This is a genomic window from Polynucleobacter difficilis (genome assembly GCF_003065365.1).
GTDB classification, from domain to species: Bacteria; Pseudomonadota; Gammaproteobacteria; order Burkholderiales; family Burkholderiaceae; genus Polynucleobacter; species Polynucleobacter difficilis.
Window position 1 is genome coordinate 412,353 of the sequence record NZ_CP023276.1, and the last position, 24,624, is coordinate 436,976.

A 24,624-nucleotide genomic window follows, 5' to 3' on the forward strand; every position below is an offset into this window, starting at 1 on the left:
GCGCTATTTTTTCTGAGGTATTAACATGTTCGAATTTTCTAAAAAAGGCCCAATGGCCGACACGCAACTGAGTTATGCCAGCACGGTTGGGGCTGGCTCTACAATTAAGGGCAACTTCACGCACCGTGGGAATTTGCTGTTATCTGGCCACCTGATAGGTGATATACATCAGGAGGAGGATTCTGCTGGATCGAATGATGGCTATACTGCTGTCGTTGGTAAAGCGGGATTTCTCGAGGGCAATATTTACAGCTCCCATGCCATCATTATCGGTCGGATCGAAGGTTCGGTTTATGCAAAGGGCCGTGTTGAAATTTATCCTGGGGCTATCGTGAATGGTGATGTGACGTATTCACAGATTAATGTGCACCCGGATGCCAAGGTCAACGGTAATTTGAAGTGCTTACTTTCGGATTCAACAGAGCATTTGGCTAGCGAACAGGCGGATGCAAATCTAAACAATGTGCTGCCGATAAAAAAGGCGGATGGCTATTAAATACTGCGGGCGCAAATCAAGGGCTCTTCAGCCCCTGTTTTCCAAAGTGAACCACTGCGCTGCATAAAAGCCACTAAGTAAATACGGAAATAAGCCTACTTGGGATAGGCGACGTTTTTTTGCAAATCTTGCAACATCCACGTCTTCGTTAAATCGCCAGTTGGACCAAATGCAACGAAGGCGTAAAGCAATCCTAAAACCAGCAATGCAATCAATACCACTTTAAGGTTGGTATAGTCGCGCGCAGCTGGAGCAAGCTTAGGTGGCGCGGAGTGCTTTGGTGGGGCAAATAATTCGGGAAATGCAGACTCAACTGCCACATTTGCATTTTTAACATGACGATGGACGTGCTCTTCGCTAATCCCCTGTTGAAGCCCGAGAGCAGCGCTCTCATATTCCTTACTCGCAGACTCTAGGGACTTGGCAATGTGCATGTAGCGTTTTTGGCGCTCGTTGAATTCCGGGGTTGTCATGGGCCTGTTCTTAAAAGTATCGATATTTAGATCAAAAATTTACCAACCACATACAGCATTAATCCACAGATTAAAAGGTACCCGAAGCCTTTTGCAAGTGCACGCTCGACCCCTTTTTGAACGATCCTATTCTGAATGCTTTCGTCCGCCACAATATTCTTAATATTCCAGAGGTCTTTTCGAATCACATTCAGGCTTTCATCTGATTTACGGTCCCGTTGTGCAAGGGTAGAGCTAATCTCAGCCATGTGCGCATTTATTTCTTTTAGTTCCTTGATTGCGTCATCCAAATTACCCATATTTATCCCAAAATAGTGATTGTGCGAATGGTTTGAGGCGTAAGCACGTCGACATTGATGAATATTCTAGATTATTGCAAATCTAGCAAATCACCCACGAATTGCTGGAAACCTAAAGATTATGCTTTATAGTAACGCTGAGCTAGTTCGAAGGCTTAAACGTTAATAATTCCCTCGTAAAGATGACTCGCAGCATGGATAGCAAGCCTCAAACGATCTTAAGTCTGGTAACAATCTTGGCAAAAAAAATTGCTAAGGGCCTGTTGTATGCGTTCGCTGCTTTGATAGTGGTTTATTTCATTTTTAAAGTGTGGGAATACACCGCTGAATCAGGTCAGCAGCAAGCAACGAAAGTGTTGCAGGGTGAGCAAAGCGAGCAGTTAAAAAATTTAAGCAAGCAGATCGCCACGTATTCTCCATTAATCGTCGGTAGCTCCTCACTTCAGTTTGTGAAGCGCCCCGTCAATGAGCCCCTATTTCAGTATTTGCTTGGCGGCAGTTACCAACTCTTTATAACTGCTTTGGAAGACAGCGAACCGCTGGTTTACGTTGGACCTTTTATTTTGGGTTCAGGATGCCAAAAATTGGGATGCGCGCTATCTCGAGCTGCCTACTTAATAGACCCTAGTAAGGGGCGTGTTTATGCCGCTACGATCGAAAATGGCAAAACCCGGTATTTTGGTTTTACAGAAGGGGAGTCAATCCCCCCTGCGTTTGAAACTTGGGCCACGAAACCGATTGCGGGGGACTCAAAATGAGCGTCGGCTTCAGCAAATGCAAACCCATCTTTCGATTTAGTGTCGCCTGTATTTTATTAATGCTAGCCTGTGGTGCAGATGCAAAGCCCCCGCTAGAATCCAATATGAGCAAGGCCGCAGATCCTAGAGCGGCAAAAAAATCGAGTAGCGATAGCGATATCGTGCTGAGCAAAAATGCCGAGACTACCTTATATTTGCTTGCGGGTTGGGGCAAGGCTGAGGACTCCACAACGTGGTACACCGTCTCAGCCCACTTTAACAAAGACCAAATCGCCCCCGAGGGTAAGCCATTCAATTTGTTTAGCGCGAGCGGCGCCTTGGATTGCAAAGCAAACTCCTATTTTTATTACCGAACGTCCTATCTGTTTTTTGATGCGAAGACGGGATCGCTCAATGAGGTGTATTTTGAAAAGAATAAATCCAATTCAATGCCCATCGATGCCGGCAGCGTCGAAAGCGATGTCAAAAATACGATTTGTAAGTAGTTCATCGTAAGCTGAAGTCAGTTATGGCACTCAGCAAAACCAACACCCAACCCTTGACTAGCAATTTAGTGGATCCTGATCCAGCCAAAGCTGCAGAGCAATTTAAACGCCACCTAGCGTATTTGCAGGAGATTCTGCAAGGAACAAATCGTCAGGCCATGATTGCGTGTTTAACTCAGGACTCGAGTACGACGCCATTTCAGCGGCGCATGCTGATGGAATTTCTGGATGGGGTGCATAAGACCGGATCCGCTAATCGCGATGAATTAACTGGAATGTTGACGCGGTCCAGTCTTTTGGATCGCTACTCCAAAAAGAGCCCTTCCACAAATAACAAGAAAACTGCCTTAACCCTCTACTTTATCGATTTGGACGGGTTTAAGCGCGTCAACGATCAGCACGGACATGCAATTGGTGACCAGGTTTTGACTGCAGTTGGCGCCCGCATTCAGGGCGCGATCAGACCCGCCGATATGGCGGTGCGCTGGGGGGGTGATGAATTTATCGTGGTATTTGAGGACGTGCACGAACCAGAGGTGGTAATCCAGCTGGCCGCTCGCTTGCTCAGAATCATCACCGCACCCTTGCACTTAAGCTCTGAGCAATCGATCGAGGTCATATTGGGCGCCAGTATTGGCATTGCAATTGGAGCCGACGGAACAACATCCATTAGCGATTTAATTGATCAAGCTGATCGAGCAATGTACCAAGCAAAAAAATCGGGAGTAAACAGCATTCACATTTTTCCGTGAGCTCTATTCCTTGCGCAAATGAACTGCTGGAATGCGCAGCGATTCGCGGTATTTTGCTACGGTTCTTCTGGCGATCACATAGCCTTGATCATTCAATAATTTTGCAATATGGGTATCCGAGATTGGCTTTGTGCTGGATTCGCCCTCTACAATTTTCTTAATCAGTGCTTGCACTGCCGTTGAGGAAATGGCACCACCTTTTTCCGAACTCAGCTGACTGCTAAAAAAGTATTTGAATTCGTAAATTCCCAGCGGACACGCTAAGTATTTTTGGGTTGTCACGCGGGAAATCGTGGATTCATGCATATTTACACTTTCGGCAATTTCCCGCAGCACCAGGGGCCGCATGCCAACTGCGCCCATAGAGAAAAAGGTTTGCTGGCGAGCAACGATTTCTTGAGCTACCTTCAGAATGGTTTCCTCTCGCTGCGCAATGTTTTTCACAATCCAGTTTGCTTCCAACATTTTTTGCTTTAATGCGCCATCCGCTTTCTTGCCTCCATTTTCATTGAGGATTCTGGCGTATTCCGTATTGAGGGATATGCGGGGTTTGGCGCTTGGATTGGATTCTACGACCCACTTTCCACGGCTTGGTTTGACGACCACGTCGGGCAAGACCCATTGATCATGCTCGCGTTCAAATTGACCACCAGGGTTGTGTTGCAATCGCCGTATGCATTCAACGGCCTTCATCACTTCGGCCTGTGATTTGCCGCAGGCTTGTTTTATCTTGGGCCAATCTTTGGAGCCTACTTGATTTAAGTGTGTATTCACAATGCGTTTTGCAAGTGCCCATTCATCGGCATTGTGTTTCTGCTCATGGAGGATGCGATCAATTTGCAGTGAGAGGCATTCAGCGAGGTTACGTGCCCCTACCCCTGGGGGGTCGAGTGTCTGTAGTATTTTTAAGCCCGATTCGATGCGCTCCATTGCACTGCGGGCGCTACCCATCAATTGAGCGCCAATTTCTGCATTAATGGATTCCAAGTCGTCCACCAAGTAGCCTCGGTCATCAAGGCATCCAGCCAAATAGGCAAGCAGGGATTGCTCTTGGCTGGGAATGCTCAGTAACTGAATTTGCTCTTCGAGGTACTCCAGCAAGGTTTGCTTGTGTGCCACGCGCTCATGTCGCTCTACCCAGTCCTCATCATCTTGGCTTACGGGGCTGCTGTTGGACCAATTGTTTTGGGCTACTTCGATGCGTTCATTGGATTGACTGAGATTGGATTCGATTTCCGGGTTGGGCTCGAATTCCAAGAGGGGGTTTTCTTCGGCTGCTTTTGCTAATTCCTGCTCTAACTCATTGTTTGATAGCTGTAATAACTTGATGGCCTGCTGCAGTTGCGGTGTGAGGCTAACCTGGGGGCTAAGTCGATTATTAAGGGATATAGCCATAACGGGGTTTACAGACGACCAATTGCTGGGGACTTAGGGTAGGGCCCATTCAATAGGCCGAAATTGAGCTTCCAGATTAAAAAATGCAGTTCGAAAAACATACCCCCATTCTAACCACAAGTACTGGATAAATTGCTTTATAAATTAGAGGCTTAAGGAGTTTTAGTGCCTGCTAGAGTAATTCAGCTGCAATAATGACCTAATCAAAAGAGCCGGTATGGCCGTATTAAGAGAACGACAGAATAAATAGGCATTTCATATTATGGAAAATCCAGTCATTACCGAGCACCGCATACGAGGCGAGCGCTTCTATACCATCGAAAAAAGCAGCAAAATTGCTTTTTACACAACCAATATTGCTGCAGCACGCTATTGGGTCAAGCACGTCATCAACGGGGAGTCGATTCCAGTCCCAGTGGATGGTGGATCTGAGGATGCGCCGACTGCCTAAATTGAGGCTTTGTAGCAGAGTACGTTTACCAATTTCGGGGGCCAAACCCCCTTTGACAGTAGATGGGCTTGACTGTCTAGATGCCCACAACCGATGCACGCGTTTAAGGGCTACTTTTACCCCTTAGATGTCCGTATAATTGCCAATTTATGTGGCTTTGACCATGGGCACCCCTTTTTTCACTAAACTCGTTTTCGCAGTCGCCTCCAGTTTTCTTGGGGCTGGTTTTGCCTATTCTCAGGCAAAAGACGATTTGGTCATGGTTCTCGATGGCAAACAGTATTCCATCGCCTATTACAAAAGCTCTATTAAATCCTTACCCCCCGATTGGAAAAAAGTATGGATCATTACCAATCGAAAAGCGGATGAAGGACAAACTCAATCGCGCGTCGTATCGGTACGCCGAAACATTCTTTTTAATTGCGTGCGTAATACCTACTCTACGCTGGCGGCCATCAATTATGCGGAGCCCAATGCAGCCGGTAAACCCGTGCTGCAAACCGATACCGGCTTTAACTTAAATGATGACCCGGTGCCGGAAGGAAGTCCTTTAGCTATTGTGCAGAGTCAAGTTTGCACGTCTTAATTTAATTCTATGAAATTTAATATACACCCGCCAGAGGCATTAACAAACATAGAGCCAAGCTTTCATGTGGAGCCTCGTGCTATCGCAAAAACGATCGAGCGCGAATTATTTAAAAAACCCCTTGCGGGTTTGTTTGCGCTGGATGGCTTGACCCGGGAATTGCCGGTCTCATTGCTTGAGATCAAACAAGGCTTAATTGTGATGAAGCCAGAAATCAAGCCCGAAGGCGGTCTCACCAGCCTCGTTGGTGGGCAGCGGGTGGTGGTGCTCTGTGGCGATACGGGAAAAATGCAATTTTTAGCCCTTAATCTGAAGTTAACGGAGGATGGAAATATCACCTGTCCGCTGCCATCCGATTTGCTTTTGATTCAGCGTAGAAAAGAGTTTCGTACCCTGGGCCCTGCGGATGATGATTTAAGTTTTGTGCTTTGCTTGGGCGCCGGTCAGGAATTATTGACTAAGGTGATCGATATTTCAGCGCACGGGATATTGCTGGATATTCGCTTGGGCGCAACCGAAGTGGAGGTTGGTCGGTATTGGCACTCTGGTTATTTTGAGCGGCTGAAATCGCGCTCGACCACCATTGATTTGCTGATTAAAAATGTACGGCCCGGGGCAGCAATGGATCGCATTCGCGCAGGCTGTGAGTTGTATGAGCCCAACAAATTAGTCCTGAAAGAATTCGAGAGTACACGCAGCGCGATTGAAAATGCCAGAGTGCAAGGTCGCCTCAATCGATGGCATCTAGGGGCATCATGGTATGTCTAAGTTCACTTTGATGCAGCGCCTCGATTTCGAAATGAATTGACCATGAATTTTTTTGCCAACCTAACTACCGGTAAGCTCATCATGATCATCAGCGTGCTGATGTTCATTGCGCTTTTGTATTTTTTTATCCGAGATTTTTACGGTAAGGTGCTGGACGGGGCAAAGGGCAAGGCGAACGAGGCAAAGCCGGCGGAACCCGTGATGGTGGCGAGTTTACAAAAAACCCATCAACTGGAAGAAGTCATCAATCAAAAAATTGCCAATATGAAGTTGGACCTCATGGCCGAGCGGCTTCGCATTACATCCACTGCCGAGGTTCTAAAAAATCTGGCTGCCGAGCGTCATCTCCCAGAAACCTTGTATCAAATCTATTTTGAGACGCGTGCGTTTCCGAAGAAGAGCCTCGAGGCTCAACAAACTGACCTTGAGTGGCATGCTCAGGCAGGAATTACCGCTTTAAGAGTAGACCCATTGCCCTTAGACGATGGAACGGTGATTCATTTCACACTGCATAACTACCCTTACACACTGACTGCAATTAACCACCGTTTTGCAAGAACCTACTATGTTGAGTTAACCCTGCGTGATGTTGATGATGTGCGATTGTTTGTCGTGCGGGTTAAGGCAAATGAAGCAACCGGCCGCGACATCTTAGAAACGGCCATCATCGAGATGAAGTCGGGTGATTGGATTGATGATATTGCGAGTTGTCGCTTATTGATGGACAAGCGCAAGACGGAAGTGCAGTTGATGGCGGAGCACCGCGAAGTAGAGATGCTAAAGCAGCGCTTCGTATTAAATCAATCTAGCACTAAATTCAGCGCAAGCAAGCCTGACCCTAGTCGTAAGAAAGGCTAGAGCCCATCTTGTTTGCATTTCGCCCCCCTCGATCCCAGCGCACGATTTACTTCTGGTTTTTGGCATTTTCCAGTTTCTTGGTGGTGGTCTCATTAATGACCCTACTGGGGGCGGCGAGTGAACTGTCTAGCTCCTCGGATGAGCTAAAAAACCTTAAGGTAACTGGCCCCAATTTAGAAGACTTTGTGAAGACACAAAGCATCGACTTTCGCTTAACCAATAACAACAACCAACGCCGACTCAGGGCAGTAGATATTCCAAAGCTGGCGGACGATGCGATTGTTCCGGTGGGATTGGATGAGGCCGTCAATCGGGCCTTCCAATTTTTTGCGGAGTTTGAGAATAAGCGGTTTAAACCTATTCTGGACGTGACCTTGCCAGTTGTTGAGTCCGTTGACCCCGCTTCTCCCGCTGGTCTTGCCGGAATAAAGCCTGGGGATATTGTCACCTACCTTAATGCAGTCAAAATTGAATCGGTAACCGGTTTTTATTTTGCGCTCAACGATAGACCTGCTGCGGAAGTGACACTAAAACTATTGAGAAATAAAAAGGACGCTATTTCAGTTGTCATGCGAATAGCCGGCAAGGCGCCAATTAATGACAGTAATGTCGGTTTACGTTTTGTCACCCCTCTAGATGCGGTTTACTACACCGAGCAAGAAACGAAGCGCCAAGTCGATCAATATCGCCGTGAGATGCTCTCCGCAATCCCCATTGATTGGCGTGCGGATGCGGCCAATAATTTAATGCAAAATGCAAAGCGCTTAAATCTGATTGCCAGAGCAATTATTGATCCCTCTGGGGCGAATCCAGCCAAGATTCAATCGCGGGAGGTATTAGCGTGGCAGCACAAAAAGTACCTTGAAAACGTTGAAGTGTATTTTTCGCAGAAATGGAAAATTGAGCGTCGCAGTGCTGACCATTTAACTGGAATGGGCGATGCCGTCGTCGCTCTCATTTGCAGCTTATTTATTTTTGCTATTGCATTTGGCTTATTTTGGTATCAGCGGCAGCTACCGGGTAAAGGTGCATGATGAATAGCGAAAAACCAGAGCATTGGCTTGGTATGCGTATCAATGGAGAGCGGTATGCGCTACCAGCAAGGTCAGTGCAGTCGGTTTTTTTATACCCCGAAGCAGAGCAATCGTTGGGCGATTTGCGTATTAGTGGTGTTGTTGTTCATGAGGGCGCCCCAGTGTATCTGCGCAGTCATTTTCAGGTATTGCGGTTTAATCGCCGCTCAGAAACACTCTCGCATTGGCAGCAAGTACTTAAGCCAGAAAATGCCCCATGGATTCTGGTTTTAAAAGAAGGCCCAAATCAAGGTCTTGGCTTTCGGGTAAATAATATTGCTGGCCCCTTTCATGCCTCCATCGTAAGCGACTCCGTGTTCGTGCATCACCATGGGATCGACTATTTATTGTTGGAGGCTTCTTAGGGCCAGGTGATCGACTGATTCATTCGCTAGAAAAAATTTATGAGCAAAAAATATCAAAACCATATCTTTCAGCGGGCAACGACACCATGGCGCTGGCTGGCCATTGTTTCGTTTGTTATTGCGTTGATCGCCAGCATCAGCGCATTTATCTCCGCACGCAATTGGGTCTCGGATGGCAGCTATTTGCAGTCCATTGATATTGAGCAAATTGAAGTATTGCGCCTCATTCCGGCCTTAAAAGAATTGCAAGCCCAAACCAATGGAGCGGTTGGACTTGATCCTAGCTTTTTCAATAATCTGAAAAAATCCGATAGTCTATTTAAATCTTTAGCCGGTGATCTAAAGCCGCAGGCTAATGCGGCAAATACAGGCGCTTCAAAAGCAGGGGCTTCAGCAGCGCAGCCACAAAATGCGCCGAAGCAAGCTGCAAGCGCAGCGCCGCAAGCCACCCTTTCCGATAACCCGATATTGGCTTTTTTCCAAAAAGTAGACGCCAAAATCATGAATCTCCTGTTTGGTAAGCCCGATAAATATGCTTATTTAACAGAAGACAAGTTAGAGTCTACCGACTCGCCTAGCGATTCTGGAAAGTCGCCTCAGGTCAGCAGCATCCAAGATGTTTTACAAGGGGCCAAGAAAACAGAACAGGCCATTGGCGCCGTTTTAGCCCAGGAAAAAAGCTTAGCCGGTTTCGCTATCCTGGCCAAGTCTGCGGAAGCCTTGTTGGCTCCAAAAGGCGCGTTGGAGCTGGATAAGATGGCGGCTGATTTTCCAGCCAAAAGGTATGCGGAAAGCCTAGATGCGTTTGTGAAGGCAAACACGGCATGGCAAAAAAATATCATTGACTCGGCCAATAATGCCGAATTACAAAAGGCCTTGGGTACGGTAATCGACCAAAAAGTATTGCTTGAGATTGAGTTTGGCAAAAAAGGAGCGGTTAAAGCGCTACCGAAGCTAGGTGAGGTGATGGTTAAGGTAAACCAAACACCGTGGAACACCAAGTTGCCGCAAGAAAGTGCCCTCGCTATAAAAATCTATGCAGCTGGCATATCGACTGTGCGTGATTTTGCGTCCGGTCATGAGGCCTTGAAAGTCGTTGCTCAGCAGAACTCCCAGGGCTTGGGATTCTTTGATTTCGAGACTGCGGGCGGCTTTTTAGGACTTACTCTTTTGTCACTCTTCGGAATGGTTGGGGTTGCCATTGGAGGCTTCCTCTATCAGCGCAATACTAGCCTCAACGCAATCGATTTGCAGCGTGCTGCACCCGTTGCCTCTGCTACCGACCAGCTCCTCAGTTCAATTGATTTAGGCTTTGATAATGCGCCCAGCATCAAGGTGTTGGATAAAAAAGAGCCGGATCCAAAGCCTGCCGTAGCAGAGCGCCAACAAGTCAATGAAGAAGCGGTATCGCCTGAATTAAAAACAGTCGTTAACGTCATTTCCGAGCTGAGTGGTGACTTAAAAGAGAGAATTACGAATATTGAGCGGCGCTTTAAATTACTGGGTCAGTTAGGTAATAAGCTGCGCCATTCAGTCAATACGCTCCAAGACAAGGCAGCGCAAATTCGCCCTGCTAGCCCCAATGAGGACGATGCGATTTATGCTGGCTCAAGCGACAGGAGCAGTAGAGTAGGCCCATTGGATCAACTTCAGGATGCATTCTTTGCCTTGAAACAGCAAGGTGTCCGACTCTATTTGGCGATTTTGGATAATCACTCCAGCAAGCAGCTTGCAGTGGAGACGGAGCAATTAAATCTATTGGTAGACCGTGTCGAAGCGACTGTGTCGAAAATGAGGGGTTCCCTTGCGTTGGCTTTGGACCAAGCGGCTGCGTCGGAGCAGCTTGCCCCAGAAGTCTCTTTAGAGGCGATTGAGCTAATGTCGATGGATGCTAAGCAAGTGATTCGTGACCTCGATGTTTGGCAAGAAGAGTTTGATGGTCTTGGTCAGGAGTTTTCGGACCTGAAACGTCAAGCTAAAACCTAATGCGATGTATTGGATAAAAGCGCAACCTTATGGCTGAAGAAAAACCGCTATTTCTAATTGACGTTGATCGTGCGATCGAGGGGCTGCTCTCGTCTTCCCCGGTCAATGGCGACGCGGGATCAGCCAGAGTGCAGTCTATGGTGATGTACAGCGTTGATTTGGCAAATGCCCTTGACGGAGCTGGGCTAGATGCATTAAGTGGATTCGCCAATGCCTTGTCCGAGAGTTTTGTTGCCAATCGGCCCCAAGCATTTTTGTTAATTCCAGAGTTAATTACTTTAGTCAATGCAGAAGCGGCGTTGATTCATCCGTCTAGCAGCACCCAGGCGCCAGTCAGTCTTGAGCGCTTAAATCAGGCCAAAGCCGATTTCGAGAAAAAATTAAGCCAATTAAAAGAGGGCGTACCCATTTCGACGGAGCCATTGTCAATTGCTACCCCGCCGTCTGATGTGATGGTAGAGAAAGTGGAGCCGCAGGCTTCGCAAATGGCGCCCATCGATGAAGATGAATACGTTGATGAATTTCCGAATCAGGAATTTTCTTCGGAGCTCAAACAGCGCTTGCGTGCATTCGAAAAGCCCGCAGAGCCTCAAGCTCAATCAGCAGCAGCTCAATTTGCAGCAGACGAACGCAGGGATTTTGAGTCGGCTGGCAATGAAGACCACGCTGTTCGTGACCTCAATCGGCTTTTTACGCCACGGCAAGATTCGCCGCCCGCCGTTATGCCAGGGGCTGCGCCAAAAGCATTTTCAATGCCCGAGGGAGCGCCCAAGCCGATTGATCGGGCAAGTACCTTTGATTACTCGGCCCACACACGGTATCACGATCGGCATTACGTTTTAGACCGCGCAAGCAATTTGAATCGACTACAAAAAGCCCGTAGCTTAGCTGGTCAGGGGCAAAGTTGGAGCGGGGTTGAGCTCGACTTTGTACTGAGCAAAGAGCAGGATGAGTTAATCCATGTAGGGCAGCAATCGTTACGGCATATTTTTGATAATTTGACGGATGAGCTTTTAATTGATGAGGTGTATGCCGATGCAGACATAGCCCAGCAACTTCTCACGATTCTCAGTATTTTGCCGCCATGCCCCAGTATTTTTGCGGTTCAGCAAGGGTTGATGATCTTCATCGACCTCGATCACATTTCCTTATCGCAAGAGCACCTGTTGGCAGTGGGAAGCATGATGGCTGAAATCGGTGGCTCTTTAGAGGTGCATCACGAAGGCGTCCGTTTATCGTGCCCATCGAGTCTCTTACGAATGCCGATGGCGTATTTTTCACGCCATGGAAATTACTATGCTGTGTCGGCGATTCAATACTTAGGTGAAGAGCAACTGGACAAAGCCTCTGACTCTAAAGTGGATTCGATTGGTGAAATCATTCATCCAGCCAGAAAGATTGCGGTCCGCGCTGGACTCGAGACCTACTGGCTGTATGCCCACGAATTTTTGGGCGTGGAAAACATGAATATCCATCAAAATATTCCTGCGGTCTTGGATCGACCCCATTGGCTTGCTGGCGTTGCTCTGGATGGGGCCAATAACGTCTATTCTTGGGTTGCGCTCGAGAGGTACATCAAATAATGCGTGGCTTTCGGGTTCCGCTTTGTATTGGCTTACTACACTGGTTCTTGGCGATTTCAGCCCAGGCCGCACTGACGCCGGACTTAGAGGCTTCAATTAAGCGCTACATTCAAAAAAGCCCTAGCGTCAACGGCTTGCGAGTGGAGGTTCAGTTGATTGAGCCCAATCAGGTGATTCCACCCTGCATCGGCGGCTCGATTGAGATCATCACGCCCCCCGGCGTCCGGTTGTGGGGCAGAAGTTCCCTGCAATTGCGCTGCGCCAAGGCCTCGTGGATGGTGAATGTGCCATTAAATATCCGTGCGTACGGCGATTATGTGGTGGCTAGTCGCTATCTCCCTTTCGGGCAAAAGCTGGAAAGTGGCGATATTCGGGTGATTGAGGGCGATTTAAGTATCCTGCCCGACGATGTCTTGAGAACGCCTCGGGCAGCCTTTGATAAGGTTTTGGGTCGCCCACTGCAAATGGGTGCCCCGATTGGGCTAAACGATTTAAAGGAATCTGCCGTAATCAAATCAGGAGACCCTGTTTTGATCCAGTTGGTCGGCAAGGGCTTTCAGGTATCGGGTGAAGGAACCGCGCAAAGCTCTGGCATGGTTGGTGATATGGTGCGGGTGCGCCTGATGGATGGCCAGACCTTGCAGGGTAGGGTATTAAGACCAGGCGTGGTTGGGGTTAATATAGAGTGAGTAGTGACTTACTTTATGCGGTACAGTAGCATTTAGGAGCAGTTGGCTTGTAAAATGCAGGTAAAGCAGTAAACAGGAGAAGACGATGAAGATTAATGAGAATGCACCACTGATTCCGCCACAGTCCGGAGTGGGTAAAGCCACCCCAGGTTCGAACTCGTCCGCTGTAAATCAATCTTCTGCCAAAGCGACTGCTGAAGCGGTTCCGGGCCCAGCGGTTAATCTGGATATTAGTTTGACCGCTAAATTGGCTGAAGTGCAAAGCGATTCCAAAGCCAACAAAGCAAGTGACCAGGCCTTAATCGAAAAACTGCGTGCCAAGGTTGCTGCAGGTGAATTCGAAATCGATTACAAACAAATCTCCCAAGCCATGCTCAAGGATGTGGTTGCTGCGATTGGCCAAAAGCCAAACAGCATCTAAGTCGCGCTCGATCCTGCAGGCAACGCTCACCACGCGTTCACCCCACTATGACCGATTTCACCGGCACAATGCCATTTGATGCATTGCATGCATTTCTAGAAAAAATTGATACTGCTGTTCGGGACTTGCGTTCCGCCCTCGAGGCCAATGACATGGATCGCTTGCCAGCCGCGCTTGAGCTCACCAATGCGGCTTTAGAGTCGATCAATGGGTATCCCGGCGGCGCAGAAAAACTCAGAGGAGATATTAATCAATTCCCAGAAGATCAAAAAGAGCAGTTATTAAACTTGCTCAATGAAACGTCCACCAACCACCAAATCAATGGCGATCTAATACGCCTTGCGATGCAGCGCAGCGCTGCCATGCAGTCCTTTATTGCGCAGCAAGCCCCGGGCGCAACCTATGGCAGCGACGGCGGCGTTCCTGGCTCGGTTGGTGGGGTATTATCCCGCAAGGTTTAGTAGGTATTCATGCCCGTCTAAGGCGGGCTTCCATGGGGTAAACATTCGTATAATTGGGGTTTGCCCAAGCCCCAATGGCGATTCTGCTTGATGGCGGCAAGGGGCCACTTGAACTGCAATCGATGCCATTTAAAATTTACCGACCCGACGCTGGCGACATTGACCCTAAATACGCATTAGATAGTCGGTTTTTGTACAAAAACCTGGAAAAATTCTTTTCCCCAGCCCCAGTTTCCGCCATCTTCAATACCAAATCGTCACAATTGCTGCCAGTAAGTGTGGATGGCATCGACGCTAAAACGGGCTTTAAGTTCAAGGTGGAGGAGCCCCCTAAAAATGGGGTCCACGCATTCATCAGCGACCCTTGTATTTTTGTATCTGGCCTTGAGCTGGGTAAATTGCAATTTCCGATGCAGGGATTGAGGCTACTCGATAACGGATTACTGGCATGCGATATCCCCAAAGCAGTTAATTTAATCCAGCGCCGCGATGATTTTAGGGTTCCCGCCCCGCCCGATAGGGCATTTAAGGCCTTGATTTATTTCAGTGTCGGCAAGGAAATGATTGCAGACATTATTGATATTTCCGATAAAGGCATTCAGTTTGATTTGCGCCTCGGTGCCACCGAGCTGGAGGTCGGGACCATTTGGACCAGTTGCACCTTAGAGCGATTGCAAGCGCGAACCGCCAAGTTTGATCTCATCATCCGAAATGTCAGACCGAGCCTATTAGAGGAGTCGCGAGTCCGGGTAGGGTGCGAGTTATATCAGCCTACGCGCTTGAATCTAAATGAGTTTGCCAGTACAAGGACGGCCATTCAGAGCTCCCGAGTCAACCATCGAATCAATTATTGGTACCAAGATACCTCGTGGTGTTGATTTTCTGGCGCCAATTGTGACAAAACAGCAATGCGACGAGTATGGCTGGCAAACTATAATGGTAATTATTTAATCATCTATTTTGGAGTTCGTTTCCATGGGTTACGGCGCAATTGAATTAGGTCAGCTCAATATGCAAAAAGGCAAATTTGATGTTGCCTTTGATATTTTGTACGACTGTGCGGTCAACGACCAAAATGACGATGCCGTTTTCCTGATGACCAAAATGGTGTTCGACGGAAACCTCTCTCCGGAGCACATTGAAAAATTCTACGAATTGCAAAATGGACATACCAGCCTGGGTAATGGTTATGCGCTCTTTAATGTGGGCTTGATGCACGAGCGCGGCCTTGGCAAGGTGGCCCAGAATTATAAAATTGCGGTCGAGTATTACCAAAAAGCGATTAAAGAAGAGGTAAAAGACGCTTACTGCAATTTAGGCAATATCCTTGCCCTCGGCTTAGGAATGGAGCAGGGGGTTCCAAGGGATGTAAAGATGGGCGTGAAGTACCTTGAAGTAGGGGCTGCAGAGGGAAGTCGGCAGTGCGCTTACACCTTAGGCTCACTCTACGGTAAGGGTGAATTTATTCCGCAAGACCTTAAAAAAGCCTTCTACTATCTCTCGCTAGCAGCGCTGCAGGGGCATGATCAAGCAAAACGGGTGCTGCATATTTTTGTACATAGCCATAAAGAAAACTATGACGAAGAGATGACGGCTGCGGAGTTGCAGTTTGGCAAGATACAAAATCTCCGCATGCTGTATAAGTGCATGTAAACGGCTGGCAATGGAGGTCCGTTTGACCTCATAGTTGCAGCCTGCTGTAGTATCCACACCTTTGATTGGCCCCCCATGCAGTTTGATAATTCGCGCTTAGATATTGCTACCTTAAACCTTAGAAAGGGTAGATACGCTGCCGCATTCGAGATTTTCTTTGAGCTCGCGGTAAACGAATTCGATCAAGAGGCTCAATTTGCTTTAACCAAGATGTGTTTTGATGGGCATCTTGATGCAGAGCAAATCCATAAGTTATTTACTTGGGTGAACTCCAACAGCAGCCTGGGCAATGGCTATGCCCACTTTAATGTGGGCCTCATGCACGAGCGCGGTATGGGGGAGATTAAGCAAGATTACAAGACGGCGATTGAGTATTACGAGAAGGCAGTTAAAGAAGAGGTACACGACGCCTATTGCAATCTCGGCAATATCTATGCACTTGGTCTTGGTGAAGAACAAGGCATTCCAAGGGATATTTTTAAGGGCATTGCGTATTTGGCGGAAGGGGCCCAAGAGGGGAGTCGCCAAGCTGCGTACACTCTGGGCTGCTTATATGAAAAAGGGGAGTACATCCCTCAGGACCATAAAAAAGCCTGCTACTACCTGGTGCTCGCCACCTTACAAAAGCATGATCAAGCCCACCGGGTCTTGATTATGTTTCAGCACGCCCACAAAGGAAATTACGATCTCGAGTTTGATGCGGCTGAGGCGCAGTATGGAAAAATCCAGAACATGCGCAAACTGTATCGCTGCCTGTAAAGGGCTTACACAAACCAATACTGGGCTTTAATACTAGGCCTTCAGCTTGGCCCGAATACGAATCATGCCTTGCGTATGAATTTGGCTAATGCGACCTGGGGTGATGTTCATCACCTGGGCAATTTCCCGATAGGAAAGGTCTTCCTGATAGTGAAGACCGAATACTAAGCGTTCATTTTCAGGTAATCCCTCAAGAATCACCGCAATGCGTTCGGCGAGCTGACTCATCGCAACCGCGCGCATTGGATCGGAATCCATGGCATCGGTGGGCAATAGATCATCGGATAGGTCATCCAGGGGCATCAGATGCACCATGTTGGCCATGATGGCGTGGTATGCCTCGATCGTGATTTCAGCGCCCGTCGCGATTTCCTTTTCGGAGGGGTGCCGACCTAAGCTTTGCTCCAGTTTGCGCGTGACCTTCTCAATGCCTTCAAGTTCATCCCGCTGATTGCGGGGAAGAATGTCATTTTTTCGGCATGAATCATAAATTGCGCCCCGAATGCGAGTGCGGGCATAGGCCTCAAAGGCAAGGTTGGCTTGCGGCTCATACCGATTGAGGGCATCCAAAAGACCAGTCAGTCCTTCTTGAATCAGATCATCGACTTCGACGTTGGGCGGCAGTCGCGAGCAAATTTGATGGGCAATTCGCTTGACCAAGGGCAAATGCTGCTCGATTGCTTGATTTATATCGATCGACTGGGCGTAGGCAGATGGCTTCAATCACAACTCATTTTGTGGGGGCACTTCATTCTATGCGACTTAGCTTGTGATGCGTGCAGAGATCGCCTTAAAAAATCCCATGGGCAACACAAACTCATGTGAATCCCCCTTGCTTACCGGGCTCCAGGTTAAATCATCGGGATCTTCCTCAACGCGCTCTGCGGTGAAGGCTTTGATCCACCCAATGAACTCCAGGGGCTGCTCTAGGGCAGAAAGCGAGGCGGTGTGGAGTTTCTCAAAGGCCTGCGAACCGGCGGCTTCATCTTCTCCGCCCACGATCAAGATCGAGAGCGGCTCATCCACTTGCAAAATCGCCATTTGACGAATCAGGACCATGGCTTTCTTGAGGGAGTCATGGTCGCTTGTCGTTACCAGAATGCGCTTAATGTTGCTGCCGTAATACGAAACAATGTTGGCTTGCGGATCAATTGTGGGAAAAATGATGTAGTCAATATCGATTTCATGGCTGACTAAACGTTGATCCAACTGCGGGTATTTGGCAAAGCGGTGGCTTACCTCGGGACGCAATTTAACGCTGGTTGCATACCAAAAATTCTCTTCAACCGCTTTAATGCTTCTGGGCAAGTCAACGGAGCTGGTAAATACTTGTCCTAAGTCATAGCGAATGGGGTATAAAAACCCCGACATGGTTTTGCGCTCCGACAGCGCAATCTCATCAATCAGTAGTACTTTGTGCCCTAAGTGCTTTACATTCTGTGCGGTGCTATGACCGAGGTGAATGGTTGAATCGGCATCGAGGGTGCTCGCAATGCAAATCACCCGCGCCAACTCGGCGCCGAAGATCGTACGTAAGCCTGCCGCTTGATCTGTACTGCTGGTGGCTGCTGTGTTCATGGATTTACTTTGCGAATCCAGTCGCCCAAGTGGTCTGAAAGCAGCGCAGGCACTTGTTCATCTGTAATCGAGAATGTTTCGGAGAAAGCACGTATGGCCATCGCGCGGTGACTCAAGTAATTAATATCCGGCTGGCTGAGGTCTTCTGGAACGCGCTGTCCATTGGAAACAAACAGCACGGATAAATCATGGCGAATCACACTATCAATCACGGGAGCGAGATGGGCGGCCTCATCAATTTTGGTGATGATCACTGAATCGAGTTTCTCGCCATTGGCATTGAGCATCGCTTGGTTATGCAGATTAATGACCTCTTCCTGGGTACGCAAATCAGTTGTCGAGCTCATGACCAAAATGCGCTTTGCTCTACTAGAGCCATGCTGCAGCAGCAGGGATTGCTCAATCATTAAGGTGTCGCGTTGGCTAACCCCGGCGGTATCCAGAATCACGATCTTGCGATTGGAAAACTCCTTAATCTTTGCAGCCAAATCCTCACTGTCTCTAACGGCCGTGAGCGACAGGCCCAAGATTTTGGCAAAGGTTTTGAGTTGCTCCTGAGCGCCAATACGGTAGGTGTCGGTTGTCAGGAGTGCAACTTGATTGCGGCCATAACGCAATACGCAGCGCGCCGCAATTTTGGCAACGGTCGTGGTTTTACCAACACCGGTTGGACCAATAAACGCAAATACACCGCCGCGATCAAAAATATCAAATGCATGGGATGTCTTGATCATGCACTTGACTTGCTCACGGGCATTTTTGATAAGGGCCGGAACACTCAGATCATCAGGCAGTTTGCGCGCAATTTCAGCGCACAGCTTGGGTGAAAAGCCGCTGTTTAGCAGGTGCTTCACAATTTCGGTAACGTGTTTATTTTCCTGCTGAATACTGCCCCAAAAATTACTGGCAACATGGGACTGCAGGAGGTATTTCACTTCACTGATTTCGGTTAAAAGCTTTTCGACCTTGGGTGAATTGGCCGATTCAAACTCACTTAGACTGGTTGCAACAGGCGGCACGCTTGGGGCGCTAGGAGCACTAGAGGCAACTTCTTTTTGCAATACTGCTTCGGAATTACGATGGGCTTGTGCTGCATTTTGCGCGGCCACCCTGGCGGCGTTTAGCGCTGCAAGATCATGCGTAGCCTTTGCATTTGCGGCGGCAGATGCATTAAATATCGCGTCATTATTGGAAGGATTGATCACGCTGCTGTCGTTGCGCTGTATGCGCTCAACATCATTAAATGAGGTTGGGAAAAATGCTTCGGAACCCGGTGCTCGAATGGGGCGACCCGCTCTAGCTGGGTTACGTCTGAGGCTCCCTACAGGAATATCGCTGCTGCGCACTTTTGGCTCGGGACTCTGCACACGGCGGGCAATGGCATTTTCAAATTTATCGGAGAGGCCAGATTGGGCCATGGACCGCTCTGAAAATGGACTGACTTCCGCATTGAAGGCATCGGCTACTTCCGAGTGGCTAGATAAATTGGCTAAGTCTTGCGAGGTGATGGCAATGATCTCGACGCCTTGGTCGGTGTCTTTCGTGGACAGCACCATCGCATCCGAACCCAATTCAGTGCGAATCAACTTTAATGCTTCGGCCGTATTGGCTGCGATGAATTTTTGAGGGCCCATGCTTTCGCTCCGGAGTAGATCTCTTGTATGGTGATTTTAGGGGTTTTTGCCCGTTTGGGAGCAAAGAACTTTGAAGAAAGCGAGATTGGCGGTAGGCGGTAATTCGCTTAAGGCCAGCACGATTGCTTGGGGGCAAACTCGGCGCGCTATTCTGGAGATGGTGGTGCGGGTTCGTGTGCCGCAAACGATCACTGGGGGCAGGTTTTGGTTCTCCATTTCCTGGACCCCTAGAATAACCTCTTCACCAAACAGGCGGGCCAATGAGGGCTCAATTAGCCCATCCGGCGCAATCGCGCCAGCGCCTATCGATTGTTCAATCAAACGCTCAAATTCCGGCTGAATGCCTAAAACTTGGTAATTGTTACCGTCACCCAAGGTATCTTGAACGATCGTGCGGCGCAGTGCATAACGAATGTGAGGCAAGATTTCCAATGGGTCATTGAGCTTTCCTGCAAATTCGCTGGAGATCTCCAAAATGGTGCGCAGGTCTTTAATGGGTACATTTTCTTCAAGTAAAAGCTGCAATGTGCGTTGCAACTGGGCCACGGTCACAATCTTTGGAATCACATCCTCAACCAGTTTGGGGTAGCTCATCTTGAAATGATCGAGTAAATCTTGTGTTTCTTGGCGACCCAATAGCTCAGCAGCGTGCTGGTGAATCAGGTGATCCAAGTGGGTAGTAATGACCACCGCAGGCTCAACCACGGTATAGCCTTTGGCGATCGCTTCATCGCGCATGTTTCGCTCGATCCACACTGCGGGCATACCAAAGGTCGGGTCTTTGACTTCAATGCCTGGAATTTTTTCAGTACCACTTTGCTGAATCGCCAGCAAGCGATCGGGTAAGCACTGGCCCCGGCCAATTTCTGCGCCGTAAAGCAAGATGCGGTAGGTTTCCGCATTGAGTTGTAAGTTATCCCGAATGTGCACCGACGGAATTAAAAAACCAACTTGGGTCACAAACTTGCGCCGAATGGCTTTAATGCGTTTGATCAGATCGCTCTCATCGCCCTTATCCACAAGGGGAATCAAACGATAGGCCAACTCAAGGCAAAGCGGCTCAACGATCGGTACGTCTTTCCATTCCAACTCTTCATTTACCACGGGCTTGGCAGAGGCAATTTTGTCTGCCGCCGCCTTTTGTTTGATGCGTTGATGGCTTACGTAGGCAAGCCCCCCAAAGAGCACAGCAAAGCTAAGGAAAATGAAGTGAGGCATACCGGGCAAAATGCCCAAAATACCCATCACAGCAGCCACTACACCCAAGGCGCTGCTGTTGGCTTCAAATTGCTTAGAGACCTGCCCTGAAAAATCATCTTCGGTCGCAACGCGAGTGACCAAGATACCCGCCGCCGTTGAAATGATCAGCGCCGGAATTTGTGCAACCAGGCCATCACCAATCGTGAGCGATGCAAACACGGCAAGGGCTTTGCCAAATTCCATGTCGTGCTGCAGCACGCCGATCATCACGCCGCCGATCAGGTTGATCACCAAAATCATGATGCCGGCAATGGCATCGCCCCGAACGAACTTAGAGGCACCATCCATGGAGCCGAAAAAGTCTGCCTCTTGTGCAACGTTGGCGCGGCGGGCTTTTGCTTCATCTTGCTGGATCAAGCCCGCATTGAGATCGGCATCAATCGCCATTTGCTTGCCGGGCATCGAATCCAAGGCAAAGCGGGCAGATACTTCGGCCACACGGCCAGAACCTTTGGTGATCACCACGAAATTGATTATGGTGATCACGATAAAGATGACGATACCCACCGCGTAATTACCGCCAATCAAAAACACACCAAAAGCCTCAATGACCTTACCGGCGGCATCCGTGCCCTTATGGCCTTCCATCAGCACAATGCGGGTGGAGGCTACGTTGAGCGAAAGGCGCAATAAGGTGGTGAGAAGCAGTACGGTGGGAAAAGCAACGAAATCATTAAAACTCTTGATGTTGATCGCCGTAAACAGAACAATGATCGAGAGTGCAATATTGAAGGTAAAGAGCACATCGAGCAGAAACGCTGGCAAGGGCACCAGCATCATGACCAGTACTAACAGTACCAATATCGGGATGGCGCCTTGTGCCGAGGGACTCGGCAATCGTGCGGTGTCAAAACCCAATATTTTCATGCGTATAGGTCTATTGCCTGATCAAAAAAGGAAGAAATCGCCTAAAAACAGCGCTAAATCAGTAAGCACTAACCTATATCTAGTGATTAGCGCCCCAATAGACACTAAATATACTGTAGTTCAGGGGAAAAAACATCAAAAATGGCAAAAATTGCCGATATATTAAGACCCGATCGGCAAAAATGGCCTATTGCAACAAATCCTTGTTTTCGCGGGAAAAAATACCTTAAAACGAAGCAGTGGGTCGGTAAGAAAAGGGCCGCAGAAGCGGCCCAATTAATGAAGATCCCGTTACTGCTTATTTGGACTTAATGTCGTCCCAAAGGTTGATAAGGGTACGGATTGGATTTACCAAGGAATTGGCCTGAGTGATCATTTGTGCGGCTACTCTTTGCTGAACCTCGCCCGAGGCCAATTTTGCGGACTCGGCTGCCACATCGGTATCAATTAAATCCGATTTAGACTTTTCCAGATTGATGCTTTGGGAGCGTAGATTGGTATTGATAAAGCCCACTTGGTTCATTTGCACGCCAACGATACTGCGCTCATAAGAGAGGTAGTCAAGTGCCTTATTGGCTTGTTCTTGCAGGTAGTCAAAGGCAGAGTTCCACTCCGCAGAGGTATTGCTTGAGGAGAGGCCTGCCATGGCGGTAATTTTCTGGTCAACCGCAACCAAATTGGAATTATTGCGCGGTAGAGAAGGTTGTGGGTCACCAACAGTAATCGTTGCTGTAGCTGATCCATCCCAAGCTTGACGACCAGGCGTCAGGTTTATTTGTAAACCAGAAGTCGCATCCGTAAATACGTTGGTGTTGTGCGTGATATTCGTGGTTACACCGGATTTGGTGATGGAAAGGACGGCATCACGTGCTGGATCGATACCAACTACAGAATTTAATAGAAAGGTATTTGACGTGAAGTTCTGATCCCAGCTAGTGGCGCTGTATGCATAAGTCGATGTGTCGCGAACATATGCAGAATTGACGGGTTGGTCACGCGTTCCGAGGTCAACAATGTAATTTGGATTTGCGATTGTGTTGCCAAATCCATCGGTAATCGTTACGCGATGATCTGCTGTGGGGTCATAACGCGAATCGTAAGCATAAGTGTAGTTCTTATCCCAATGGGTGTTGTACCAAGAGGCCAAAGGCGCGGGGGGTTGACTGCGCGTACTGCCGCCGTATTTCGGGCTAGTGGAGTCATAAACAGGGTTGTACGTATTTGCGTAAGGATAAATATTGTTGTAAGCGGGCGTGGGACCAAGTTCGGTAAGAATGCGATTACCGGCTGAGCTTGATTGGATGTTTCCAGAACTTTGTAGGGTTGAGTAAACGCCGCCACTTAAACTTAAATAGGCATTGCTATTGCCCTCGTATCCTGAAAACGACGTCGCTGATGTTGTTACTGCGTTTCCAGTGCTGGGATCTGTAGCACCACTAAGATAGCTTGGAAAGGATGTAGTTAACTTTCCATCTGCAGCTAAACTCACATTCCCATAAATTTTGGTACTCGGTAAGGTATCAATACCCACCGCCAAATTAAGATTAGTAAACGACACCGCATTGGCTGCACCGGTTGCGCCACCATTGATTTTTACTGAATAGTCGCCAGTGCCCCTTTGATACAAGCGTGCTGAAATATTTTGATCGTTAAGACTATTTACCCAGTTTGTGAACTCATTGATGGAAACAAGTGCGCCTCCGGACCCACTCAATCCTGATCCACTGCTTGAGTTGTAGGTATTGCTGCCTACAGTAAGGCTAAAGCCCGCATTAATTCCAATACTATTGGCATTACTTAAAGCCCCCGTAGCGCCGGTGCCAGTAAATCCAACTAATTCAAATTCAGTAGCGGCGGCCGATTGGCTGGTTGTGATGGTGTAGGTGCCTTTTGCTGTCGAGGCCGATGGCAACACTTGCAATGCAGTGGGATTGGTATTGCTCACCCCATTTTGGTTTTGTGTCGCCGGATCAAGCTCTAAGTCTGGCTTTGCTATGGTGGTGAGGTTAATTGGTCTAAAGGAAACTAATAAACTATTGGTTGCCCCACTACCGAAATCCAATTTAACCGCCTCATCCACAATGACGGGTTTAAAGAGATTGCTCAGTTTTTGCGTAATCTCTTCAGCGCTGTCAGTCAGGTCATTAACGTTATTAGCCTTCGTTCTGCTCTTTAAAGTAATGGAGATTGCAAAGTCGCTGAAGTTGAGTGTTTGATAAAAATCCGTATTTCTGGCGCCAGTTGGAGTTTGGACTGTAAGGGTTTGCGTTCCCAGAATGTTGTCGTTGGCATCGGTTTTGCTCATGGTGAGCTGGGCGCCCACATTCGACAACTTATAAATACCAGGCCGAGCCCCCACTACATCGATTGTTGAGGCTAAGGTATCGTCCAGCGTCCCAACATTTGTACTATTCTGAATGAGTCCAGAGCTGCTATTAAGTACGCCAGAGTTCGTAAGCAAGCCGTTGCCATTCATTTTAGTGCGATCAATGACGTTATTGATTTCTTGGTTGAGTGAAGACAGTTCGGTCACGATGTTCATTCTTTGTGAACCGCTCAAGCTGTCATTGCGACCCCGAACCGCTAGCTCGCTAATGCGCAAAAACATATCTTGCAGTGATGCTAAGCCAGTATCGGCAATTTGCATCATATTGGTTCCATCGTTTAGGTTTCTAACCGACTGGTTAATAGCCAAAATTTGTCCCACCATATTTTGAGAGATTGCCAGCGAGGCCGCATCATCTTGGGCTCGATTAACCCTTTTGCCACTAGAAAGATGAAGCACCGTCTCGGAAAGCGCCTTTTGAGCCTCAGCAAGTCCTTGCTGAGCATGCAAGGAGGTGACATTCGTGTTTAGTGTGACCATATTCCAGCTTCCCAATCATGCAATAGTGAATAGATTGCCAAATACAGCAATCCGAATTGGCTCAACGGCTAATACTCTGGGTTCGTTTAATTGGGCTGGATTCGGGTG

At 48.3% G+C, this 24,624-nt stretch carries 27 protein-coding genes; 19 read left to right on the plus strand and 8 right to left on the minus strand.

All coding sequences use genetic code 11. The features are described from left to right. The first annotated feature begins 25 nt into the window (after window positions 1-25). Entirely contained in the window at window positions 26-496 is a 471-nt protein-coding gene (locus AOC34_RS02175) for a bactofilin family protein (protein ID WP_108468565.1), read from the plus strand. 95 nt (window positions 497-591) lie between these two features. Here the strand turns inward: AOC34_RS02175 and AOC34_RS02180 are convergent, their stop codons facing one another. Beyond that, the gene (locus AOC34_RS02180) at window positions 592-969 is read right to left on the minus strand and encodes a hypothetical protein (RefSeq protein ID WP_108468566.1); all 378 of its coding nucleotides are present in this window, start codon (window positions 967-969) and stop codon (window positions 592-594) included. 26 nt (window positions 970-995) lie between these two features. Further along, on the minus strand, window positions 996-1,268 hold the full coding sequence (locus AOC34_RS02185; protein ID WP_108468567.1) for a hypothetical protein: 273 nt from the start codon (window positions 1,266-1,268) through the stop codon (window positions 996-998). 182 nt (window positions 1,269-1,450) lie between these two features. Here AOC34_RS02185 and AOC34_RS02190 point away from each other — a divergent pair, with 182 nt between their 5' ends. From AOC34_RS02190 to AOC34_RS02200, 3 genes are all read left to right on the plus strand, one after another. Next, on the plus strand, window positions 1,451-2,026 hold the full coding sequence (locus AOC34_RS02190; protein WP_108468568.1) for a hypothetical protein: 576 nt from the start codon (window positions 1,451-1,453) through the stop codon (window positions 2,024-2,026). Window positions 2,027-2,130: 104 nt separating this feature from the next. Further along, window positions 2,131-2,511, plus strand: coding sequence for a hypothetical protein (locus AOC34_RS02195; RefSeq protein ID WP_159074783.1), 381 nt, complete (start codon window positions 2,131-2,133; stop codon window positions 2,509-2,511). Window positions 2,512-2,534: 23 nt separating this feature from the next. Beyond that, a complete protein-coding gene (locus AOC34_RS02200; RefSeq protein WP_108468570.1) occupies window positions 2,535-3,263 on the plus strand; it encodes a GGDEF domain-containing protein in 729 nt (242 codons plus the stop codon). Window positions 3,264-3,266: 3 nt separating this feature from the next. Here AOC34_RS02200 and rpoN read toward each other — a convergent pair whose 3' ends face one another. After that, entirely contained in the window at window positions 3,267-4,658 is a 1,392-nt protein-coding gene (gene rpoN, locus AOC34_RS02205) for an RNA polymerase factor sigma-54 (protein ID WP_108468571.1), read from the minus strand. 262 nt (window positions 4,659-4,920) lie between these two features. On the opposite strand from rpoN, the gene AOC34_RS02210 reads away from it, so the two are divergent. From AOC34_RS02210 to AOC34_RS02275, 14 genes are all read left to right on the plus strand, one after another. After that, window positions 4,921-5,109 (plus strand): hypothetical protein, encoded by a 189-nt coding sequence (locus AOC34_RS02210; protein ID WP_108468572.1) that lies wholly within the window; start codon window positions 4,921-4,923, stop codon window positions 5,107-5,109. 151 nt (window positions 5,110-5,260) lie between these two features. Further along, window positions 5,261-5,695 carry a surface-adhesin E family protein gene (locus AOC34_RS02215; protein ID WP_159074784.1) on the plus strand — a complete coding sequence of 145 codons (435 nt, stop codon included), beginning with the start codon at window positions 5,261-5,263 and terminating at the stop codon, window positions 5,693-5,695. A 9-nt stretch (window positions 5,696-5,704) separates the two neighbouring features. Then, window positions 5,705-6,463 carry a PilZ domain-containing protein gene (locus tag AOC34_RS02220; protein WP_108468574.1) on the plus strand — a complete coding sequence of 253 codons (759 nt, stop codon included), beginning with the start codon at window positions 5,705-5,707 and terminating at the stop codon, window positions 6,461-6,463. A gap of 42 nt (window positions 6,464-6,505) precedes the next feature. Further along, window positions 6,506-7,321 (plus strand): hypothetical protein, encoded by an 816-nt coding sequence (locus tag AOC34_RS02225; protein WP_108468575.1) that lies wholly within the window; start codon window positions 6,506-6,508, stop codon window positions 7,319-7,321. Between the two features lie 59 nt (window positions 7,322-7,380). Then, a complete protein-coding gene (locus tag AOC34_RS02230) occupies window positions 7,381-8,355 on the plus strand; it encodes a PDZ domain-containing protein (protein ID WP_159074785.1) in 975 nt (324 codons plus the stop codon). Continuing rightward, window positions 8,352-8,759 (plus strand): hypothetical protein, encoded by a 408-nt coding sequence (locus AOC34_RS02235; RefSeq protein ID WP_159074786.1) that lies wholly within the window; start codon window positions 8,352-8,354, stop codon window positions 8,757-8,759. The genes AOC34_RS02230 and AOC34_RS02235 overlap by 4 nt, the downstream gene beginning before the upstream one ends. A 39-nt stretch (window positions 8,760-8,798) precedes the next feature. Further along, window positions 8,799-10,745, plus strand: coding sequence for a hypothetical protein (locus tag AOC34_RS02240; protein WP_108468578.1), 1,947 nt, complete (start codon window positions 8,799-8,801; stop codon window positions 10,743-10,745). Between the two features lie 29 nt (window positions 10,746-10,774). Then, window positions 10,775-12,328, plus strand: a complete 1,554-nt coding sequence (locus AOC34_RS02245; protein ID WP_108468579.1) for a hypothetical protein — start codon at window positions 10,775-10,777, stop codon at window positions 12,326-12,328. Next, the gene (gene flgA / locus AOC34_RS02250) at window positions 12,328-13,017 is read left to right on the plus strand and encodes a flagellar basal body P-ring formation chaperone FlgA (protein WP_108468580.1); all 690 of its coding nucleotides are present in this window, start codon (window positions 12,328-12,330) and stop codon (window positions 13,015-13,017) included. The genes AOC34_RS02245 and flgA overlap by 1 nt, the downstream gene beginning before the upstream one ends. Window positions 13,018-13,102: 85 nt before the next feature. Beyond that, window positions 13,103-13,438: a flagellar biosynthesis anti-sigma factor FlgM gene (gene flgM, locus AOC34_RS02255; protein ID WP_108468581.1), complete on the plus strand. Its 336-nt coding sequence runs from the start codon at window positions 13,103-13,105 to the stop codon at window positions 13,436-13,438. A 47-nt stretch (window positions 13,439-13,485) separates the two neighbouring features. Further along, on the plus strand, window positions 13,486-13,899 hold the full coding sequence (locus AOC34_RS02260; RefSeq protein WP_159074787.1) for a hypothetical protein: 414 nt from the start codon (window positions 13,486-13,488) through the stop codon (window positions 13,897-13,899). A gap of 74 nt (window positions 13,900-13,973) precedes the next feature. Further along, entirely contained in the window at window positions 13,974-14,777 is an 804-nt protein-coding gene (locus AOC34_RS02265; protein ID WP_108468583.1) for a PilZ domain-containing protein, read from the plus strand. Window positions 14,778-14,874: 97 nt separating this feature from the next. Further along, the gene (locus AOC34_RS02270; RefSeq protein WP_108468584.1) at window positions 14,875-15,552 is read left to right on the plus strand and encodes a tetratricopeptide repeat protein; all 678 of its coding nucleotides are present in this window, start codon (window positions 14,875-14,877) and stop codon (window positions 15,550-15,552) included. 75 nt (window positions 15,553-15,627) lie between these two features. After that, complete coding sequence (locus AOC34_RS02275) at window positions 15,628-16,311, plus strand: tetratricopeptide repeat protein (RefSeq protein WP_108468585.1); 684 nt, start codon at window positions 15,628-15,630, stop codon at window positions 16,309-16,311. Between the two features lie 33 nt (window positions 16,312-16,344). On the opposite strand, the gene AOC34_RS02280 is transcribed toward AOC34_RS02275, so the two are convergent. Genes AOC34_RS02280 through flhA form a run of 4 tightly spaced genes read right to left on the minus strand, consistent with a single transcriptional unit; the run spans window position 16,345 to window position 21,650 of the window. Further along, window positions 16,345-17,034: a FliA/WhiG family RNA polymerase sigma factor gene (locus AOC34_RS02280; RefSeq protein ID WP_108468586.1), complete on the minus strand. Its 690-nt coding sequence runs from the start codon at window positions 17,032-17,034 to the stop codon at window positions 16,345-16,347. A 39-nt stretch (window positions 17,035-17,073) separates the two neighbouring features. Further along, window positions 17,074-17,889 (minus strand): P-loop NTPase family protein, encoded by an 816-nt coding sequence (locus AOC34_RS02285; RefSeq protein WP_108468587.1) that lies wholly within the window; start codon window positions 17,887-17,889, stop codon window positions 17,074-17,076. Continuing rightward, complete coding sequence (flhF, locus tag AOC34_RS02290; RefSeq protein WP_108468588.1) at window positions 17,886-19,523, minus strand: flagellar biosynthesis protein FlhF; 1,638 nt, start codon at window positions 19,521-19,523, stop codon at window positions 17,886-17,888. The genes AOC34_RS02285 and flhF overlap by 4 nt, the downstream gene beginning before the upstream one ends. Before the next feature lie 36 nt (window positions 19,524-19,559). After that, window positions 19,560-21,650 (minus strand): flagellar biosynthesis protein FlhA, encoded by a 2,091-nt coding sequence (flhA, locus tag AOC34_RS02295; protein ID WP_108468589.1) that lies wholly within the window; start codon window positions 21,648-21,650, stop codon window positions 19,560-19,562. 141 nt (window positions 21,651-21,791) lie between these two features. On the opposite strand from flhA, the gene AOC34_RS10210 reads away from it, so the two are divergent. Continuing rightward, a complete protein-coding gene (locus AOC34_RS10210; protein WP_159074788.1) occupies window positions 21,792-21,962 on the plus strand; it encodes a hypothetical protein in 171 nt (56 codons plus the stop codon). Here AOC34_RS10210 and AOC34_RS02300 read toward each other — a convergent pair. After that, window positions 21,949-24,516, minus strand: coding sequence for a flagellin N-terminal helical domain-containing protein (locus AOC34_RS02300; RefSeq protein WP_108468590.1), 2,568 nt, complete (start codon window positions 24,514-24,516; stop codon window positions 21,949-21,951). The genes AOC34_RS10210 and AOC34_RS02300 overlap by 14 nt on opposite strands. Between the last annotated feature and the right edge of the window lie 108 nt (window positions 24,517-24,624).